17 protein-coding genes are annotated in these 17,710 nt (G+C 63.8%); 6 read left to right on the top strand and 11 right to left on the bottom strand.

Going from position 1 to position 17,710, the window contains the following annotated elements; genetic code table 11:
* Positions 1 to 345: 345 nt before the first annotated feature.
* Complete coding sequence (gabP, locus tag CAG46_RS21180; RefSeq protein ID WP_025340219.1) at positions 346 to 1,743, bottom strand: GABA permease; 1,398 nt, start codon at positions 1,741 to 1,743, stop codon at positions 346 to 348.
* 273 nt (positions 1,744 to 2,016) lie between these two features.
* On the opposite strand from gabP, the gene CAG46_RS21175 reads away from it, so the two are divergent.
* On the top strand, positions 2,017 to 2,358 hold the full coding sequence (locus CAG46_RS21175) for a DUF2892 domain-containing protein (RefSeq protein WP_075046031.1): 342 nt from the start codon (positions 2,017 to 2,019) through the stop codon (positions 2,356 to 2,358).
* 240 nt (positions 2,359 to 2,598) lie between these two features.
* Here CAG46_RS21175 and CAG46_RS21170 read toward each other — a convergent pair whose 3' ends face one another.
* Positions 2,599 to 3,807: a hypothetical protein gene (locus tag CAG46_RS21170; protein ID WP_085618063.1), complete on the bottom strand. Its 1,209-nt coding sequence runs from the start codon at positions 3,805 to 3,807 to the stop codon at positions 2,599 to 2,601.
* A gap of 41 nt (positions 3,808 to 3,848) precedes the next feature.
* On the bottom strand, positions 3,849 to 4,298 hold the full coding sequence (locus CAG46_RS21165; protein ID WP_085618061.1) for a YcgN family cysteine cluster protein: 450 nt from the start codon (positions 4,296 to 4,298) through the stop codon (positions 3,849 to 3,851).
* Positions 4,299 to 4,442: 144 nt separating this feature from the next.
* On the opposite strand from CAG46_RS21165, the gene CAG46_RS21160 reads away from it, so the two are divergent.
* Complete coding sequence (locus CAG46_RS21160; RefSeq protein ID WP_085618059.1) at positions 4,443 to 5,036, top strand: nitroreductase family protein; 594 nt, start codon at positions 4,443 to 4,445, stop codon at positions 5,034 to 5,036.
* A 190-nt stretch (positions 5,037 to 5,226) separates the two neighbouring features.
* Here the strand turns inward: CAG46_RS21160 and CAG46_RS21155 are convergent, their stop codons facing one another.
* From CAG46_RS21155 to CAG46_RS21135, 5 genes are all read right to left on the bottom strand, one after another.
* Positions 5,227 to 6,159: a D-2-hydroxyacid dehydrogenase gene (locus CAG46_RS21155; RefSeq protein WP_085618057.1), complete on the bottom strand. Its 933-nt coding sequence runs from the start codon at positions 6,157 to 6,159 to the stop codon at positions 5,227 to 5,229.
* 2 nt (positions 6,160 to 6,161) lie between these two features.
* Positions 6,162 to 6,455 (bottom strand): YcgL domain-containing protein, encoded by a 294-nt coding sequence (locus CAG46_RS21150; RefSeq protein WP_015271354.1) that lies wholly within the window; start codon positions 6,453 to 6,455, stop codon positions 6,162 to 6,164.
* Positions 6,452 to 7,585: a ribonuclease D gene (rnd, locus tag CAG46_RS21145; protein ID WP_075046034.1), complete on the bottom strand. Its 1,134-nt coding sequence runs from the start codon at positions 7,583 to 7,585 to the stop codon at positions 6,452 to 6,454. The genes CAG46_RS21150 and rnd overlap by 4 nt, the downstream gene beginning before the upstream one ends.
* A 275-nt stretch (positions 7,586 to 7,860) precedes the next feature.
* Entirely contained in the window at positions 7,861 to 9,498 is a 1,638-nt protein-coding gene (locus CAG46_RS21140) for a phosphoethanolamine transferase (RefSeq protein WP_085618055.1), read from the bottom strand.
* A gap of 164 nt (positions 9,499 to 9,662) precedes the next feature.
* The gene (locus CAG46_RS21135; RefSeq protein WP_085618053.1) at positions 9,663 to 10,028 is read right to left on the bottom strand and encodes a 5-carboxymethyl-2-hydroxymuconate Delta-isomerase; all 366 of its coding nucleotides are present in this window, start codon (positions 10,026 to 10,028) and stop codon (positions 9,663 to 9,665) included.
* Positions 10,029 to 10,144: 116 nt separating this feature from the next.
* Between CAG46_RS21135 and CAG46_RS21130 the strand changes: the two genes are divergently transcribed.
* On the top strand, positions 10,145 to 10,381 hold the full coding sequence (locus CAG46_RS21130; protein ID WP_075046038.1) for a YdcH family protein: 237 nt from the start codon (positions 10,145 to 10,147) through the stop codon (positions 10,379 to 10,381).
* Positions 10,382 to 10,504: 123 nt separating this feature from the next.
* On the opposite strand, the gene CAG46_RS21125 is transcribed toward CAG46_RS21130, so the two are convergent.
* Entirely contained in the window at positions 10,505 to 11,686 is a 1,182-nt protein-coding gene (locus CAG46_RS21125) for a PLP-dependent aspartate aminotransferase family protein (protein WP_085618051.1), read from the bottom strand.
* A 92-nt stretch (positions 11,687 to 11,778) separates the two neighbouring features.
* Between CAG46_RS21125 and CAG46_RS21120 the strand changes: the two genes are divergently transcribed.
* Entirely contained in the window at positions 11,779 to 12,240 is a 462-nt protein-coding gene (locus CAG46_RS21120; protein WP_015271359.1) for an Lrp/AsnC family transcriptional regulator, read from the top strand.
* Between the two features lie 127 nt (positions 12,241 to 12,367).
* On the opposite strand, the gene CAG46_RS21115 is transcribed toward CAG46_RS21120, so the two are convergent.
* The gene (locus CAG46_RS21115) at positions 12,368 to 14,698 is read right to left on the bottom strand and encodes an FdhF/YdeP family oxidoreductase (protein ID WP_085618049.1); all 2,331 of its coding nucleotides are present in this window, start codon (positions 14,696 to 14,698) and stop codon (positions 12,368 to 12,370) included.
* 347 nt (positions 14,699 to 15,045) lie between these two features.
* Here CAG46_RS21115 and moaA point away from each other — a divergent pair, with 347 nt between their 5' ends.
* Both moaA and CAG46_RS21105 read left to right on the top strand, forming a co-directional pair.
* Complete coding sequence (gene moaA, locus CAG46_RS21110) at positions 15,046 to 16,050, top strand: GTP 3',8-cyclase MoaA (protein WP_085618047.1); 1,005 nt, start codon at positions 15,046 to 15,048, stop codon at positions 16,048 to 16,050.
* Between the two features lie 20 nt (positions 16,051 to 16,070).
* Positions 16,071 to 16,970 carry a bestrophin family protein gene (locus CAG46_RS21105; RefSeq protein ID WP_085618045.1) on the top strand — a complete coding sequence of 300 codons (900 nt, stop codon included), beginning with the start codon at positions 16,071 to 16,073 and terminating at the stop codon, positions 16,968 to 16,970.
* Between the two features lie 130 nt (positions 16,971 to 17,100).
* Here CAG46_RS21105 and moaB read toward each other — a convergent pair whose 3' ends face one another.
* Positions 17,101 to 17,640, bottom strand: coding sequence for a molybdenum cofactor biosynthesis protein B (gene moaB, locus CAG46_RS21095; protein WP_085618041.1), 540 nt, complete (start codon positions 17,638 to 17,640; stop codon positions 17,101 to 17,103).
* Positions 17,641 to 17,710: the final 70 nt, after the last annotated feature.

Raw genomic sequence — 17,710 nt, 5'->3', positions numbered from 1 at the left:
CTATTTGTATAACGACTATAGGGTACTGTTAGACAATATGTCTACAGCATTTTCGATGAACGGTGAAATCTGTCTGGGCCTTTGTTTTCAGGGGGTCCAGCGGGTTCAAGGGTGAGATTAAACACCCCTTGGGGCTGCATTGCCAAACCGGGCAGAAAATTATCCATATCAGACAAATGGGCAAAATTTGCCGGCCCTTTCGCGGGTAAACCCGCTCCCACAGGATCACCGCAGGACCTGAGCACAGTGGTACCCCTGTGGGAGCGGGTTTACCCGCGAAAGGGCCGGCACAAACAAAAAAGCCACCTGCAGGCAGGTGGCTCTCTTCCATTCACACAAATCCCTTCACGCGGTTGCCAAGGCCTCCCGCCGCGCATGCCGCTTGCTGGTAATCACCCCCAGCACCAGGATCACCAGGGCCAGCGCCAGGGTCAGCGATACCTCCATGCGGTGCTTGGGCATGACGAACATGGTGCCCAGGGCAAAGATGATGAAACCGATCACCGCATAGGTCAGCCATGGGTACAACCACATGCGGAAGGCAATCTCGACATTCTGCCGCTGCAGGATGGCGCGCATGCGCAGTTGCGAGAAGGCAATCGCCAGGTACACCAGCAACGCGATCGACCCGGAACTGGCCAGCAGGAAGGCAAACACCTCGGCCGGGGCGAAGTAGTTGACGATGGTCGCCAGCATGCCGATCAGCGTGCTGCCGATCACCGCCGCACGTGGCACGCCCACCTTCGAGGTGCGCTGGATGAAGCCTGGCGCATCACCGCGCTTGCTCAGCGAGTAGAGCATCCGCGACGAAATGTAGATCGACGAGTTCAGGCAGCTGGCCACCGCCACCAGTACCACGATGTCCACCAGTTGCTTGGCGTAAGGAATGTTCATGATTTCCAGCGCCCGCTGGTACGAACCCTGTACTGGCAGCAGCGGGTCGTTCCACGCCACCACCGAGATGATCACGAAGATCGACAGCAGGTAGAACACGCTGATGCGCCAGATCACGGAACGGGTGGCCTTGGCGATGTTGCGCGCCGGGTCTTTCGATTCGGAGGCGGCGATGGTGACCGCTTCGGTGCCCAGGTAGCTGAACATGGTGGTCAGCAAGGCGCCGATGATCGCGGTCCAGCCATTGGGCATGAAGCCGCCCTGCTGCTCCAGCAGAAGCGGCAGGCCACTGACTTCACGCCCCGGCAATACGCCGGCCAGGGCTGCGGCGCCCAGGGCGATGAAGGCGACGATGGCGATGACCTTGAGCATGGCGAACCAGAACTCGAACTCGCCGTACTTGGCCACGCTGAACAGGTTGGTAGCGGTCAGCAGCACGGTCATGCTCAGGGCGAAGAACCAGGCATCGATGTGCGGGAACCAGTTGTTGAGCACCACGCCGGCGGCAATGGCTTCGATGGGAATCACCAGCACCCAGAACCACCAGTACAGCCAGCCGATGGTAAAGCCGGCCCAGCGGCCGATGGCGCGGTCTGCGTAGGTGGAGAACGAGCCGGTATCGGGGCTGGCGACGGCCATTTCCCCGAGCATGCGCATCACCAGCACCACCAGCGCGCCGGCCAGTGCATAGGCGACGATGGCTGAAGGGCCGGCCGCCGCAATGGCGTGCCCGGAGCCGATGAACAACCCGGCACCGATCACCCCGGCGATGGAGAGCATGGTCACATGGCGTTGCTTGAAGCCTTGCGCCAGCTGATTGCTGGCGCCACTCGCGCTTGTCATTGTCATCCTGATCCCTGCTTTTGTTTTCTTTGTGGGGGGACGTGAAGCTCCTGGATCGAAACCCAGCGTGGATGAGCTTCGCGCCCGGTCACGGTACGCCAGCGAGGGGGCGGTCAAGTTGCCTGGATCCGCCACGGACTTGACCATAAGTGACATCGGTTCCTTTGAAAGGCGCATGGCAGAGCCTTCTATGCGACAGGGGATGTCGTTCGGCATACCGAGTGAACGATGACGGCGGCCAGCGGGTCAGCTGCTTACACTTCACGAGGAGGCCTTGCCATGCTCGATATCCATTCCGCGACGGCATCGTCGCAGCACAATGTTCATGGGCTGGAACGGGTCAGCTCGCTGGCCGGGGGGGCGCTGATGTTCAGCAAGGGGATGCGCCATGGCGGCCTGGTCGGCTTGCTGCAGATGGTGGTGGGAGGTTTGGCGGTGGCCCGCGGGGTCAGCGGGCATTGTTCGACCAAGGCCTGGTGGCAGCGGCATCGCCAGGAATACCAGCGGTTGCGTGCGGACATCGAGCGCAGTGCGGCGGAGCTGGAGGCGTTGCGGGCCAGTGCCGACGCGGCGACGCAGGGGGTGACGGTGACCGGGAAGGATCCGTTGGCTGGCAGTTGAGTTTTGCACTGCCTGTGCCGGCCTCTTCGCGGGTGAACCCGCTCCCACAGGGACGGCGCCGTCTTGAGGGCAGTACATTACCTGTAGGAGCAGCCTTGTGCTGCGAAAGGGCCAGTATGATCAAAGAGGGTCTGTGGCTGTAATTGCCTCTTCGCAGCACAAGGCTGCTCCTACAGGGCAACGAGAAACCTGTGGGAGCGGGTTCACCCGCGAAGAGGCCGGTACGGGCGAAAGAGGTGCTCAGCGCAACGCCTTGCTCTGCAACACCTCGGAGCGCCGCCCCAGCACGTTCTCGCTGATCTGTATGAAGTCTTCGGTGCTGACGCTGGGCAGGCGCATCAGCCCGCGCGCCACATCGTCCAGCGAGCGTTTGGCCTGGGTGTGGATGCGGATTTCCTTGTCCAGCGCCTGCAGCAACATCACCCCCCGCGCCACCTGCGCCGGGGTGGCATGCTCGCCCTTGAGCCGGGTGACCTTGGCGCCCTGCTTGCTCAGGCGCGCTTGCCAGGCCTGGTAACGGTCGTCACTCACCCCGCCCGAGCGGCGCAGCAACTCGCTGGCGTAGTAGTCGGTCAGGCTTTCCACCAGCCAGTCACTGCCGTCACGCCCATGGATCTGCGCAAACAGTTGCACCACCTCGCGCAGCAACGGGCTGCTGCCGTTCTCGCTGACCATAGGCCGGGCACTGTGCAGGTACAACGAGCCCTGCGCGGCCATCGCCCCGCGCCACATGCCGTCGCGGGCACCGACCAACAGCAGCTTCGGCGGGTTGCGCGGGAACACCGCCTGCAATTGCGGCCAGACAAAGGTCAGCATGGTCAGGTTGTCCATGCGCCGCATACCCTGCCCCACCGGTGCGGCCACGGTGACGTCGGTTTCGCCCAGGCGGGCGCGGCGGCTGCCCAGGTCGCCGGCGAGCATCCAGCCGGTAGGGCGGTCGAACAGGCGCGAAACGTTATCGATGCGGAACTTGTCCTTGCCGATGCGCGGCCAGGAAGTCTCGATGCTCTTCCAGCCTTCGGGCAGGTCGAACGCCAGCCGCGCCACCAGCTCGGTGCCATCCTGCTGGTCGAGGCGCGCAGGCGGTACCAGCTGGTCGCCGAGGAACAGCGCCCAATGCGGGGTGATGCGCGACGAATAGGCGCCGCTGCCGCGTTTCTGGTCCAGCTGCACGCGGTAGCTGAGGCTGGTCTTGCCGGCCGCCGGTTGCCACACGCCGCGCTGGCCCTGCAGTTGCCATTGGCCATCAGCCTGGAAGCCGCTGTAGGCCCCGGCCTTGCCCAGGTCGAAGTCCAGGCTGCGCACGGCACTGCCTTCGGCCAAGGTGAGGCGGACCTCCGCCTGGCCACTGGCCGGCAACAGGCGCACCTGGTAGTCGAGGTCGACCTTTTTCGCCCAGGCCGGCGAACTGGCCATCAGGCCAAACAGCAACAACAGCTGGCAACGCATACAGAAACTCCTTGTTTCCCCGTGGCAGCGGGCCGCGCCGGTCAGCTGGCGCGGAAGATCAGGTGGTCTTCCCAGTCGTCTTCGTGCACATCGTGTTCACTGAGCATGCGCCCCGACTGGGAAATGCGCTGTTCATGGACCTGCTGGCGATCGCCGCAGACCAGGTGGTGCCAAGCCGGCAGGTCCTTGCCCTCGCTGACCAGGCGGTAGCCGCAGGTGCTCGGCAGCCACTTGAACTGGTCGGCCTTGCCCGGGGTGAGCTGGATGCAGTCAGGTACCTGGGTGAAGCGGTTGGGGTAATCGCTGCACTGGCAGGTGTGCAGATCCAGCAGTTTGCAGGCGATGCGCGTGTAATAGACGCTGTTGTCGTCCTCGTCCTCGAGCTTTTGCAGGCAGCACAGGCCGCAGCCGTCGCACAGCGACTCCCACTCTTGCGGGCTGAGTTGTTCGAGGGTCTTGCGCCGCCAGAACGGTGCGTTTTCAGCGATCATGACACGGGTTTCCTGCATTCATCTTGGGGCCACGGCGCGCGGCGGCGCCAGTCTAGAGCCTGGCCTTCGGCAAAGCCAGACCGCTTGTCAGTCGCGACGCGACGCAGTAGCGTGCGCGTTTCCCGTCCTTTTGCAGGAGCCGCCATGAGCGCCAACCCCCGTATTGCCGATTACGCCATCAACGAGCAGTTCATCAACCGCTGGTCGCCACGTGCCTTCACCGCCGAGCCGATCAGCGAAGAAACCCTGCTGAGCTTCCTCGAAGCTGCACGCTGGGCGCCGTCGGCGTACAACTCGCAGCCTTGGCGCTTCCTGTATGCCCGCCGCGACACGCCGAACTGGGAGCGCTACCTGAACCTGCTGGTGCCGTTCAACCGCAGCTGGGCGCAACAGGCTTCGGCGCTGGTGCTGGTCATTTCCAAGACCACCTTCGCGGCACCCGGCGCCACTGAAGAAAAGCCGGCGCTGTGGCACACCTTCGACACAGGTTCCGCCTGGGGGCACCTGGCCCTGCAAGCCAGCATCAGCGGCTGGCACACCCATGGCATGGCCGGCTTCGACCAGGAACTGGCGCGTCAGGAGTTGAAGGTTCCGGAAGGCTACGTGCTGCATGCCATGGTGGCGATTGGCAAGCTGGGTGACAAGGCCAGCCTGGACGAAGCCCTGCAGGCGCGTGAAGTACCGAGCCCGCGCAAGCCACTGAGCGAGCTGGCAGCCGAGGGTGATTTCAGCCTGTAAGCCTTGCATTGGCTGTACCGGCCTTTTCGCGGGTAAACCCGCTCCCACAGGGATCTCCACTGCCCCATGGGGCCTGTGTTGATCCTGTGCCAGCACAGCCAACACCAGCCTCCCACAGGACCTGAGGGTAGTGGAGATCCTGTGGGAGCGGGTTTACCCGCGAAGAGGCCGGTACAGGCACTACAAAAAATCAATAGCCCCGGGCGAAGTCCACTTCACCTCGCAACCCCTGCCCCGCCACATACGCCCGCACATTCTCGACAAACAACCGCACCATCGCCGCCGGCGAGGTGGGCGCCGAGCTGTGCCCGGTCAGCAGCAAGCCCCACGCCGTCCAGAACGGGTGCTGCCTGGGCAACGGCTCCTGCCGGCAGACGTCGATCACCGCCCCCGCCAGGTGCCCTTCCTTCAGCGCCTCGACCAGGTCAGCGTCGACCACCGCCGCCCCACGCCCGGCATTGATGAACAGCGCCGTGGGCTGGAAGCACTTGAACAGTGCCGCGTCATACAGGTCGTGGGTGGCCGGGGTATCCGGCAGCAGGTTGAGCACGTAGTCGACCTGGCCAACCATGCGCGGCAGGTCGGCCAACGCCGCTACCTCGACGAACGGCGCCTGCTCGCGGGCGCTGCTGGCAACGCCATACAGCACCACGCCAAACGCCTGCAGGAACTCGGCCACCCGCTGGCCAATGTCGCCAGTGCCGACGATCAGCACCTTGCGCCCTTCCAGGGTACGCCCCGGGCGGTCGTCCCAACGTCGCTCGACCTGGCTGACCAGGCGTGACAGCACCTCGCGCTCATGGCCGAGCATGTAGGTAAGCATGTACTCGGCCATCACCTGGCCAAAGATGCCCACGGCGCGGGTCAGGCGATAGTCGCGCGGCAGGCCCTCGGCCAGCAACGGGGTGATACCGGCCCAGGTGGACTGCATCCAGACCGGCTTGTGGCCCTGGCGCAGCAGGCTTGCCAGCAGGTCCGGCTGGCCCAGCCACACTGGGCACTGTGGCGCCTGGCAGGCCAGTTCGGCGGAGTCGCCGCTGGTCAGGATCTCCAGCTCTGGCGCGGCTGCACGCAAAATCTCGGCGTATCGAGCATGATCATGCTCAGCAATCAGTACTCGCATGATCAGGCAGGGTCGTTACGGCGCAGCAACTCTTCGGGCAGGTGCTCGATGTAGTCGTCTTCCGGCGGCGGCATCTGCAGGTGGTAACCCTGGTTGTCGAGGTTTTCCAGCACCTTGGCGATATCCTCGCGGGCCAGCTTGCGCTCGGGGGTAAGCACCAGGTCGAAGGCGTGCACGGGGGTGCCGAAGAACGGCAGCAGGCCTTCGGGCACGCGCTCCAGGCCGTCGGCCTTGAGCACGTACAGGTACATTTCGTTCTTGCGGGGGCTCTTGTAGATAGAGCAAATGCGTTTCATCGGGTCTCTCCGGCGCCTGCCAGGCTGTCCAGCAGGGCCTGGCCCATGCGCTCACGGCGCCAGCCGCGCAGCGAATCGGGCAATTGATAGGGGCCATTGGGGTAGCCGCTCTTGAGCAGCGCTTCCAGGGCTTTCTTGCGCAGCATCAGCTCGGGGGCAATGCCCAGGCGCTCTCCTTCGGCCTGGCCGATGGCACGCAGCTGCTTGAGGATGCCGCTGGCCTCGATCGGCAAAGGCTCGGGCAAGGCCTGTGGCCATTGCTCGGCTGGCAGGCTGGCGGCACGCTTGATCAGCTGGATGAGGAACTCACCGTCCTGACGAATGGTGCGTGGATGCATCTCGTCGATCTTGGCCAGTGCCGACAGGTTGTTCGGCTGGCTCTTGGCCATGGGCCACAGCGAGTGCTCCTTGAGAATGCGGTTGCGCGGCACGTCGCGGTTGCGCGCTTCACGCTCGCGCCAGGCGCACAGCTCACGCAGCACTGCCAGTTGCTGGGGGGCCAGCTTCCAGGCCAGCTTGACGTCGCGGTACAGGCTTTCGGGCTCGACTTCGCGGCGCAATGCGGCCACCAGCTCGGCGCCGTCCTCCAGCACCCAGGCGTACTTGTCGTCACTCAGGCGCGGGCGCAACACGGTGAACAGCTCGGCCAGGTGCACGGCATCCTCGGCGGCATAGCTGACCTGGGTTTCCGAGAGCGGGCGTTGCAGCCAGTCGGAACGGGTTTCGCCCTTGGGCAGGTCGATCCCCAGCACTTCCTGCACCAGGCGCGAATAGCCCATGGAGAAGCCCAGGTTCAGGTAGCCGGCGGCCAGTTGGGTGTCGAACAGCGGCTGTGGCAGCTTGCCGGTCAGGCGCAGCAGCACTTCGAGGTCTTCGCTGCAGGCGTGCAGCACCTTGACCACGCCGCTGTCATCCAGCAGTTCGGCCAGCGGTTGCCAATTGCCGATCAGCAACGGGTCGATCAGGAAGGCACGCTGGCCATCGCCGATCTGGATCAGCCCGGCTTTCGGGTAGAAGGTGTCCACCCGCATGAATTCGGTGTCGACGGCGACAAAGGGCAGCTGATGCCAGTCGCGGCAGTGTTCGGCCAGGCTCTGGTCGTCACGGATCCAGTGTATTTCGATGGCCACGAGGCTCTCCCACTAACATTGGCGCGCAGTATATACGGCGCGGGCACTGCTGGTGAAACCCGGGCCATCCTTGATATCGATCAGCGGTGCTGTTGTGCGTATTCAGGCAGCAGCAACTCTCGTGCGCAAAATCCGCAAGCTTCGCGATCCCTGTGGGAGCGGGCATGCCCGCGAACACGGGCGAAGCCCGTGCCATCCACCGCGTCGCCTGCTTCGCGGGCATGCCCGCTCCCACAAAGAGCGCGCAAGCTAGCGGTTTTTGAATGCGCTTCGCCTCAGCGCTTGGCCGCCAGCCATGGCCGGCAGCTGGCGAACATGTCCAGCGACTGCTGGTAGACCTCGGTGTGCACCTGCAACAGACCGAGCATCGAGTGGAACAGGTTGTCCTGCGACAGCGGTGCATCGCTGAGCTTGGCCAGGCAGTCGGTGTCGACGCCGAAGTCCTCCTTGTAGCTGTCGGAGAACCAGGTCAGCAGCGGCACGTGCTTCTGCTGCTCGGGGGCGATGGCGTAAGGCGTGCCGTGCAGGAACAGGTTGTATTCACCCAGCGACTCGCCATGGTCGGACAGGTAGATCATCGCCGTGTCGACCTTGTCCTGCTTGCTGCGCAGGGTGTCGATCAGCGAGGCCAGCACCTTGTCGGTATAGGCCAGGGTGTTGTCGTAGCCGTTGACGATTTCCTGTTCGCTGCACTGGTCCAGCGCGTTGCTCTGGCACACCGGGGCAAAGCGCTGGTCGGCGCCGGGGTAGCGCTTGAAGTATTCAGGCCCGTGGCTGCCCATCTGGTGCAGCACCAGCACGGTGTCCTTGTCGAGGTTGTCGATCAGCTCACCCAGCCCCTGCAGCAGGATCTGGTCATGGCATTCACCATCAGCGCACAACTGCGGGTCCTGGAGTTTGCTGACATCGATGAACTGCACGCGGTCGCAGGTGCCCTTGCAGCCCGACTGGTTGTCACGCCACTGCACCGCCAGGCCGGTACGCTGGAGGATGTCCAGCAACCCTTCGCGGTTCTTCGCCACGCGGGCATCGTAGTCCTTGCGCTTCATGCCAGAGAACATGCACGGCACCGAAACGGCGGTTTCCGTGCCGCAGGAGTGCACATCGGAGAACGCCAGCAGGCCCTGTTCCCTGGCAAGGTTCGGTGTGGTGTCGCGGTTGTAGCCAAGCACGCCGAAGTGGTCTGCCCGCGCACTTTCGCCCACCACCAGCACGGTCAGCGACTTGCGTTCGTGCTTTTGCCAGGCGGCATCACGCTTGGCATCTTCGCCATAATGCTGGAAGGGCCGCGATGCGGTACCGACGCGCTCGCTGACATAACCGATGGAGGCACCCACGATATTGCTGGGGGTGAGCATCAGGCGCAGTTCGTGGTGGTTGCGAAACAGCGACGACAGGCCCTGATAGTTGACCAGTGCCACCGAGCCCAGGGCCACCACGCAGGCACCGCCAACCACCAGCTTGCCGAGCAGTTCACGGTGCCAGGCGCGATAGGCGATCGGCGCCTTCCACAACAGCACCGAAGGCACTACACCGAGGCCCAGGATATACAAGGCAAACTTCAACGAAAGCAGGTCACGCACTTCCGCCACGTTGGTTTCCGCGATATTGCGGAACATGCCCGCGTCAATAAGTACGCCGTACTGGTTCATGAAGTAAGCCACGCCCGCGCCACTCATGAACAACACGACAAGTATTGGCTTCAATATATAACGGAAGGCGAACAACGTGAGGATCAGGTTGAACGCGAACAGCATCAGCACGGCAAACGCCAGGCTCAGCCAAAGCCCCGGCAAACCGGGCGGCACGACCTGTTCAAGATGCTGCCAGAGGAAGACATTGAAGCCGATCAGCAGGTAAAGGCTGGCCAGCAGCGTGACCCATTCAGTCCGCAGGGATTTGAAGTTGAGCATCAGTGTTCGCAATCAAGAGTGATTATCAGCCCGAGGGCCTGCGCGGCACCGGGAAACTTGGCTGAACTCTAGAAAGCGTGCCATCAATATTTTGTGAAAAAGACGCCAACAAATTCGTGAACAGGCGCCTTTTCGACATTAAAAGAAGTTCACTCAGCGCTTGTTCAGCTTGGCAGGCGCTCCTTGGCATACGGCTCGCGGTCGATGTCCAGCACTTCCACGCATAGCTGGATATCCAGCCCCGGTTGCTCGGGGATGGCCTCACGCAGCACATCCAGCAGGCTGGCGGACAGTTGCGTCTTCACCTCGGGCGAGCGCCCGCTGAGAATGGCCAGGCGCACATGGGCAAAGGCACGCTCGCCGGGCGCGGTGCCCACGCGAAACTGGCCGAAGGCCTGGGCGCGGCTCTTGATGTCGGCCTCGTCGGCGAACTGGCCACTGCCGACCAGGGCATGGTTCAGGCGCAGCAGCAGGACGTCGACGTTCAGCTCGCGCAGGTTTTCGCTGTATTCCAGGTTCAGGTGAGGCATGGCGCAGGTTCCGGGTCACGGGGAGATGCGACAGCCTACCCCAGTCCCCTACCTGCGCAAAGACGACTATCCTCAAAGGTCAGAACCATCCGCCAACCCCCGACAGAGGTGAAGAAATGCCAGTTCCGCATGATCTGCTCGCTGACCTGCACGTTACCGCTGATGCATTCCAGGCGCTCATGGACAAGGACCAGACGCTGCACTCACTGCACAAGGAATACAACGCCAAAGACAAAGAGGTGGTCGCCGCCGAAGGCAACGGCACCAACGACGAAGCCGTCAACCGCCTGCGCAAGGAACGGTTGCTGATCAAGGACAAGATCGAACGGATCATTCATCCGCCCAAATCCTGACAGGAATTCATTGAATCCAGCGGCCTCTTCGCGGGTGAACCCGCTCCCACAGGTACAGCGCCAGACCTGAAGGCAGCGGAGCCCCTGTGGGAGCGGGTTTACCCGCGAAGAGGCCAGCAGCCCTCACATACCAGCCGCAGCCTTCAACGCCCCATCCAGGTCCTCGACCAGGTCGCGGTAATCCTCGATTCCCACCGACAACCGCAGCAGGTTCTCGCTGATCCCCATCACGCCCTTCTGCTCCGGGCTCAGCGAGCAGTGCGACATGCTCCAGGAGTGGTTGATCATGCTTTCCACCCCGCCCAGCGAGTCGGCCAGCACGAAGATCTGCAGCGCCTCCACCAGGCGGTTGAGCGCGGCGCGGTCGCCTTTGACCTTCATCGCCACCACCGCCCCGCCACTGCGCATCTGCCGTTTGCACAGCTCATGCTGCGGGTGGCTCTCCAGCCCCGGGTAATACACCTGCTCGATCTGCGCGTGGCTTTCGAGGAAGCGCGCCACCTGCAGGGCATTGGCACACTGGCGCTCCATGCGCACATCCAGGGTCTTCAGACCGCGCAGGGCCAGGTAGCAGTCGAACGGCCCCTGCACCGCGCCAATCGCCATGCTGATGCGGCGCAGGCGCGCCAACAGCGCATCATTGGCAGCTACCACCACGCCACCGGTGAGGTCGGAGTGGCCGCCGATGTACTTGCTGGCCGAGTGCATCACCAGGTCCACGCCCAGGGTGATCGGGCGCTGGTTCCACGGCGAGCAGAAGGTGTTGTCGATGCAGGTGAGGATGCCCCGCGCCTTGGCCAGGTCGCACACCGCCTTGATGTCGACCAGGTGCAGCAACGGGTTGGTCGGCGACTCGATCCAGATCAGCTGGGTTTCCGACTTGATGGCGGCGGCCACCGCCTCGAGGTCGTTGAGGTCGACGTAGGTGGTGGTCAGGCCCGAGGTGCGGCTGCGGTAGTCTTCCATGATGCGGAAGGTGCCGCCGTACACGCCGTTCATCACCACCACGTGGGCATCCTTGGGCAGCAGCTCCAGCACGGTGGCGGTGGCGTTCACACCCGAGGCGCAGGCGACCGCGCCAACGCCCTCTTCCAGGGCGGCGACACAGGTTTCATAGGCATGCCGGGTGGGGTTGCCGACGCGGCTGTAGGAGTATTCCGGCTTGTCGTCCAGGCTGCGCTTGGTGAACGAGCTGGCGGTGACGATCGCCGGGAAAATAGCGTTATCGGCGACGCTGAACTGCTCACCGGCGTGAATGGTACGGGTGGCGAAATTGCGCGGCTTGTCGGACATGGTCAGGCCCATTGGCAGAGTGAAAGCTGCAACTATCGCACAACCCAAATCTTCTGGCCTTGGGGTAATCTGTGAAATATTTTTCTCCACGGCCCACGCGCGATATGGACAGCTTCGACCAGCACATTCTCACCCTGCTTCAGCGCGACGCCTCGATCTCGCTCAAGGACCTGGCCGAGGCCGTAAACCTGTCTACCACGCCGTGCTGGAAGCGGGTCAAGCGCCTGGAGGAAGACGGCTACATTGTCGGCCGTGTCGCCCTGCTAGACCCGGAACGGCTGGGGTTGGGGCTGACGGTGTTCGTCCAGCTCAAGACCCAGCGCCACGACAGCGCCTGGCTGGAGCAGTTTGCCGCGACCGTGACCGGGTTCGAGGAAGTGATGGAGTTCTACCGCATGTCGGGGGACTGGGATTACATGCTGCGGGTGGTGGTGGGGGATATTGCGGCGTATGACCGGTTTTACAAAAAGCTGATCACCAGTACTGACGGGCTGTCGAACATCACTTCCAGTTTTGCCATGGAGCAGATGAAGTACACCACGGCTTACCCGGTGAACCGTTCCTGATTCCTGTATGGCAGTACCGGCCCTATCGCCGGCAAGCCAGCTCCCACAGGTACGTCACAGGTTCTGAAATCTGTGCGGTCCCTGTGGGAGCTGGCTTGCCGGCGATAGGGCCCTTGCAGGCTACCTGTCAATCCGCGGCCAGCACCGCCGCAATCCGGTTCCCCGCCTTGGCTTTCTCGACCTTGATCGCCACGAACTTCGAGGTCGGGGTATAGGTCCCCTCGCCATAGCTTTCCAGCGGCACCAGCGGGTTGGTCTCCGGGTAATAGGCCGCCGCCTGCCCCTCGGGTACGTCATACGCCACCAGGCGGAAGCCCGACACCCGCCGCTCCACGCCATCCTCCCACAACGACACCAGGTCCACATGCTCGCCCGGCTCGAAGCCCATCCGGCGGATGTCCACCTCGTTGACGAACACCACTTCACGCAGGCCGAACACCCCGCGATAACGGTCGTCCAGGCCATACAGGGTGGTGTTGTACTGGTCGTGCGAGCGCAGTGTCTGCAGGATCAGGTCGGGCTTGTCGCCGCGCGCCAGCACCTTGGCATTCACCAGTTGCTCCGGCAGCTGGTGCGGGCTGAAGCGCGCCTTGCCTGTGGCCGTGCGCCAGGTACGGTCGGCGGCGTTGTTGCCCAGGTGGAAGCCGCCTGGGTGCTGCAGGCGCTCGTTGAAATCGGTAAAGCCGGGGATCACATCGGCAATCATGCTGCGGATACGGCCATAGTCGGCAACTGCGTACTCCCAGTCGATCGGCTGCTTGCCCAGGGTCGCCTGGGCCATGCCGGCGATGATCCACGGCTCCGAGCGCAGGTGCGGCGAGCGCGGGCGCAGCTGGCCGTGGGAGATGTGCACCATGCTGAAGGTGTCCTCCACGGTCACGCCTTGCGGCCCGCTGGCCTGCATGTCGATTTCGGTACGGCCCAGGCACGGCAGGATCAACGCATCGCGGCCGGTAACCAGGTGCGAGCGGTTGAGCTTGGTGGAAATCTGCACGGTCAGCGCGCAATTGCGCATGGCCGCATGAGTGCGCGGCGTATCCGGCGTGGCCTGGGCAAAGTTGCCACCCAGGCCGATGAACACCTTGGCCCGCCCCTCTTCCATGGCCTTGATCGCCAGCACGGCGTTGTGCCCGTGGGCACGCGGCACGCGGAACTGAAAGCGTTTTTCGATGGCATCGAGCAGCGCCGCCCCGGGCTTCTCGTCGATGCCCATGGTACGGTCGCCCTGCACGTTGCTGTGGCCGCGCACTGGTGACAGGCCGGCACCGGGCTTGCCGACGTTACCGCGCAGCAGCTGCAGGTTGACGATTTCCTGAACGGTCGGCACCGAGTGGCGGTGCTGGGTGACGCCCATGGCCCAGCACATGATTACCCGTTCGGCCTTGCGGTACATGCGCGCGGCCAGTTCGATCTCGGCCTGGGTCAGGCCCGATTGCTCGACGATGTGCGCCCAGGGCGTGGCATCCACGGTTTCCAGGTATGCGTCGATGCCACTGGTGTGCTCGGCGATGAAGGCATGGTCGAACACCGCCGGTTCACCATTGGCCTGGGCTTCGCGTTCCCACTGCAGCAGGTACTTGGCTATGCCGCGCATCACTGCCATGTCGCCGCCCAGGGCCGGGCGGAAGTAGGCCGTGTTGGTTGGTTCGGAGCCATTGCTGAGCATCTCGAACGGGTGCTGCGGATGCTGGAAGCGCTCCAGGCCGCGCTCCTTGAGCGGGTTGAAGCAGACCACCTGGGCACCACGCTTCACCGCTTCACGCAGTGGTTCGAGCATGCGCGGGTGGTTGGTGCCGGGGTTCTGGCCGATGACGAAGATGGCATCGGCCAGCTCCAGGTCGTGGAACACCACGGTGCCCTTGCCCACGCCGAGGGTTTCCGACATGCCCACGCCGCTGGCTTCATGGCACATGTTCGAACAGTCGGGGAAGTTGTTGGTGCCGTAGGCGCGGACGAACAGCTGGTAGAGGAACGCCGCCTCGTTGCTGGCCCGGCCCGAGGTGTAGAACTCGGCCTGGTCGGGCGATTCGAGTGCGCGCAAGTGTTGGGCAACCAGCGCGAAGGCTTCTTCCCAGCTGGTTTCCACATAGTGGTCGGTGGCCGCGTCGTAGCGCATCGGGTGGGTCAGGCGGCCCTGGTACTCCAGCCAGTAGTCGGTCTGCTCGGCCAGCGCACTGACGCTGTACCTGGCGAAGAACGCCGGGTCCACCGAGCGGCCGGTAGCTTCCCAGTTGACTGCCTTGGCGCCGTTCTCGCAGAACTTGACCATGTCGTTTTCCGGCGACTCGCCCCAGGCGCAGCCGGGGCAGTCGAAGCCGCCGTTCTGGTTGGTCTTGAGCATGGCCCGCAGGTTCTTGAAGGCATTGTCGCTGCCCAGCCAGCTCTTGGTCACGCTCTTGAGCGCCCCCCAGCCGGCGGCGGCGCCCTTGTAGTCCCTGATGTGTTGGTCCTGGCTCATGCGATGAATCCTCACGCGTCGATGCTTTTTTTCAGCCTATGGAGCGTGGGGTAGAGCCGTCCAATCGAAAGATCTTACGGGGTGATAGGTGGTATCGATCACGGGCGGGAACCGCGTCACGGCCTTCGCGGGCGCGCCCGCTCCCACAGGGCCACCACAGGTTCGAGCCCTGCGCTTTACCTGTGGGAGCGGGTTTACCCGCGAATTGGGCGACGCGGTCAACACTTTGAAATACGTGGCCTGCAGCCATGATAGAGGCCATCGATCAATCGGTCGGACAAAGCAATTTGACGGCCCTGCGCCCAAGTTATAGCTTGAATCGAGTCCCTACCCATTCGAGCGCGAACGTGGAACAGAACAGCCGGGCCCTGATCGACGGCTTCAACCGGAAAATCGACTACCTGCGGATGTCGGTCACCGACCGCTGCGACTTCCGTTGCGTGTACTGCATGGCCGAAGACATGCAGTTCCTGCCGCGCCAGCAAATCCTCAGCCTCGAGGAACTGTTCCAGGTGGCCGAGCGTTTCGTCGCCCTCGGCACCCGCAAGATCCGCCTGACCGGCGGAGAGCCGCTGGTGCGCCAGGGCATCGTCGACCTGTGCGGGCGCATCGCCGGCCTGCCCGGCCTGCGTGAATTGTGCCTGACCAGCAACGGCTCGCAACTCGGGCGCCTGGCCCAGCCGCTGTTCGACGCCGGTGTCACGCGCCTGAACATCAGCCTCGACAGCCTGGACGCCGAGCGCTTCAAGCAACTGACCCGCACCGGCGACCTGCACCAGGTCATCGCCGGCATCGACGCCGCCCGCCAGGCCGGCTTCAAGCGCACCAAGCTCAACTGCGTGGTGCTCAAGGGCCGCAACGATCATGAACTGGTCGACCTGGTGCGCTTTGCCATCGACCGCGAGCTGGACATCACCTTCATCGAAGAAATGCCCTTGGGCGTGATCAGCGAACATGAGCGCGGCGAGTCGTTCTGCTCCAGCGATGAAGTACGCGCGCTGCTGGCCGAGCAGTTCACCCTGGTCGAATCGACCGAGTCGTCCCAGGGCCCGGCCCGCTACTGGCGCCTGGCCGAAGCCGCCAACACTCGGGTCGGCTTCATTTCGCCACACAGCCACAACTTCTGCGCCACCTGCAACCGCGTACGCCTCACCGTCGAAGGCCGCCTGCTGTTGTGCCTGGGCAATGAACACTCGGTGGACCTGAAGCAGGTGCTGCGCGCCCACCCCGGCAACCCCGAACGCCTGGAAAAGGCCATTCGTGACTCGCTGCACCTCAAGCCCTACCGCCATCATTTCGAAGTCGGTGGCGACGTGCAGATCCTGCGCTTCATGAACATGACCGGCGGCTAGGCAGCCGTCTCTGGATTTCCATGATCGTCCACCCCACCCCCGATGTGCTGCGTGTGCTGTTCACCCTCAAGGGTTCGATCGTCAAACGCATTGCCCTGCGCTGCCTGACGGTCACCCTGCTGGCCGCGCTGATCGTGTTGGTCGAGCGGCATTTCCCGGCGTTTTTCTACCCGGTCAGCGCCACCCCGTTCACCTTGCTGGGCCTGTCGCTGTCGATTTTCATGAGTTTTCGCAACAACGCCTGCTATGACCGCTGGTGGGAGGGGCGCAAGGCCTGGGGCAAGCTGATCATCGAAACCCGTTCGTTCGTGCGCGAAAGCCTGGTAATTACCGACGAAACCCTGCGTGCCGAACTGTTGCGCAGCCTGTGCGGCTTTGCCCATGCGCTGAATGCACGGCTGCGCAACGAGGACGAACTGGCCGCCGCCCGGCCCTGGCTGGCCCGGCCCGAAGCGATCAGCCCGCACAACGTGTGCGACGCCATCCTGCGCGAAATCGGCGGGCACTGCTCGCGGCTGGCAACACAGCAGCAGATCAGTGACTGGCGCTACAGCCTGCTGGAGCAGCGGTTGGTGGGCCTGACCGAAGTGCAGGCCACCTGCGAGCGGATCAAGGGCACACCGTTGCCGTTCCCCTACACGCTGTTGCTGCACCGCACCATCTACATCTTCTGCCTGCTGCTGCCGTTTGCCCTGGCCGAGCCGCTGGGCTGGCTGGCGCCGCTGTTCACCACCATCGTGGGGTACACGTTCTTCGGGCTGGATGCGATTGGCAACGAACTGGAAGACCCGTTTGGGCGCGATGAGAACGACCTGCCGACCGATGCCATGGTGCGGACCGTGGAGCGCGATGTGCTGGCGGGGTTGGGGGAACAACAGCTACCGCCGGCGTTGTTGCCGGTGGACCATGTATTGAGCTGACTGAATGCAGTGGCCTGTGCCGGCCCTTTCGCGGGTAAACCCGCTCCCACAGGGCCCCCACAGGTTTCGAACCCTGCGCGGAACCTGTGGGAGCGGGTTTACCCGCGAAGAGGCCGGTACAGGAGAAAACTCAGCCCCGGCTTGCACAGGCCTCGATCGGCTTCAGGTGCTTGACGAAATTGCACGGCCGGTGCCGCACATCCAGCTGCTCCGCCAGGATGCCCTCCCACGCCGTACGGCAGGCCCCGGTGGAGCCCGGCAGGCAGCACACCAACGTGCGGTTGGACAGCCCGGCCAGCGCCCGGCTCTGCACGGTCGAGGTGCCGATATCGAGAATCGACAGGGCCCGGAACAGTTCGCCAAAGCCATCGATGCGCTTGTCCAGCAGGCACTCGACCGCTTCCGGCGTGCTGTCACGGCCGGTAAAACCGGTACCGCCGGTGATCAGCACCACCTGCACCTGCTCGTCGGCAATCCAGGTGGCGACCTGGGCGCGGATCTTGTAAAGGTCGTCCTTGAGCAACGCCCGCGCCACCAGGCGGTGGCCGATCTCCACCGAGCGGCTGGCCAGCAGCTCACCGGAGGTGTCGTTGTCGTAGGTACGGGTGTCGCTGACAGTCAGCACGGCGATGTTGAGCGGTACGAAGACCGCGTCGGGTTGGACGCGCACGGTGGGGCTCCTCGAGTGGCATTGCCGCCACGCTAGTGGCATGGCCCGGGGGCGTCCAATCGATATGGCG

The organism is Pseudomonas sp. B23(2017) (assembly GCF_002113725.1).
GTDB lineage: Bacteria > Pseudomonadota > Gammaproteobacteria > Pseudomonadales > Pseudomonadaceae > Aquipseudomonas > Aquipseudomonas putida_Z.
This window is presented reverse-complemented; position numbering and strand designations above follow the sequence as displayed.

What these genes read in the sequence shown, in the direction of transcription:
- CAG46_RS21160 (WP_085618059.1), top strand. Translation starts at nt 4,443, where the DNA reads ATGAGCGCCAACCCCCGTATTGCCGATTACGCCATCAACGAGCAGTTC.
- CAG46_RS21175 (WP_075046031.1), top strand. Translation starts at nt 2,017, where the DNA reads ATGCTCGATATCCATTCCGCGACGGCATCGTCGCAGCACAATGTTCAT.
- CAG46_RS21120 (WP_015271359.1), top strand. Translation starts at nt 11,779, where the DNA reads ATGGACAGCTTCGACCAGCACATTCTCACCCTGCTTCAGCGCGACGCC.
- CAG46_RS21115 (WP_085618049.1), bottom strand. Translation starts at nt 14,698, where the DNA reads ATGAGCCAGGACCAACACATCAGGGACTACAAGGGCGCCGCCGCCGGC.
- CAG46_RS21150 (WP_015271354.1), bottom strand. Translation starts at nt 6,455, where the DNA reads ATGAAACGCATTTGCTCTATCTACAAGAGCCCCCGCAAGAACGAAATG.
- CAG46_RS21170 (WP_085618063.1), bottom strand. Translation starts at nt 3,807, where the DNA reads ATGCGTTGCCAGCTGTTGTTGCTGTTTGGCCTGATGGCCAGTTCGCCG.
- CAG46_RS21140 (WP_085618055.1), bottom strand. Translation starts at nt 9,498, where the DNA reads ATGCTCAACTTCAAATCCCTGCGGACTGAATGGGTCACGCTGCTGGCC.
- gabP (WP_025340219.1), bottom strand. Translation starts at nt 1,743, where the DNA reads ATGACAATGACAAGCGCGAGTGGCGCCAGCAATCAGCTGGCGCAAGGC.
- CAG46_RS21125 (WP_085618051.1), bottom strand. Translation starts at nt 11,686, where the DNA reads ATGGGCCTGACCATGTCCGACAAGCCGCGCAATTTCGCCACCCGTACC.
- CAG46_RS21105 (WP_085618045.1), top strand. Translation starts at nt 16,071, where the DNA reads ATGATCGTCCACCCCACCCCCGATGTGCTGCGTGTGCTGTTCACCCTC.
- CAG46_RS21130 (WP_075046038.1), top strand. Translation starts at nt 10,145, where the DNA reads ATGCCAGTTCCGCATGATCTGCTCGCTGACCTGCACGTTACCGCTGAT.
- CAG46_RS21135 (WP_085618053.1), bottom strand. Translation starts at nt 10,028, where the DNA reads ATGCCTCACCTGAACCTGGAATACAGCGAAAACCTGCGCGAGCTGAAC.
- CAG46_RS21155 (WP_085618057.1), bottom strand. Translation starts at nt 6,159, where the DNA reads ATGCGAGTACTGATTGCTGAGCATGATCATGCTCGATACGCCGAGATT.
- CAG46_RS21165 (WP_085618061.1), bottom strand. Translation starts at nt 4,298, where the DNA reads ATGATCGCTGAAAACGCACCGTTCTGGCGGCGCAAGACCCTCGAACAA.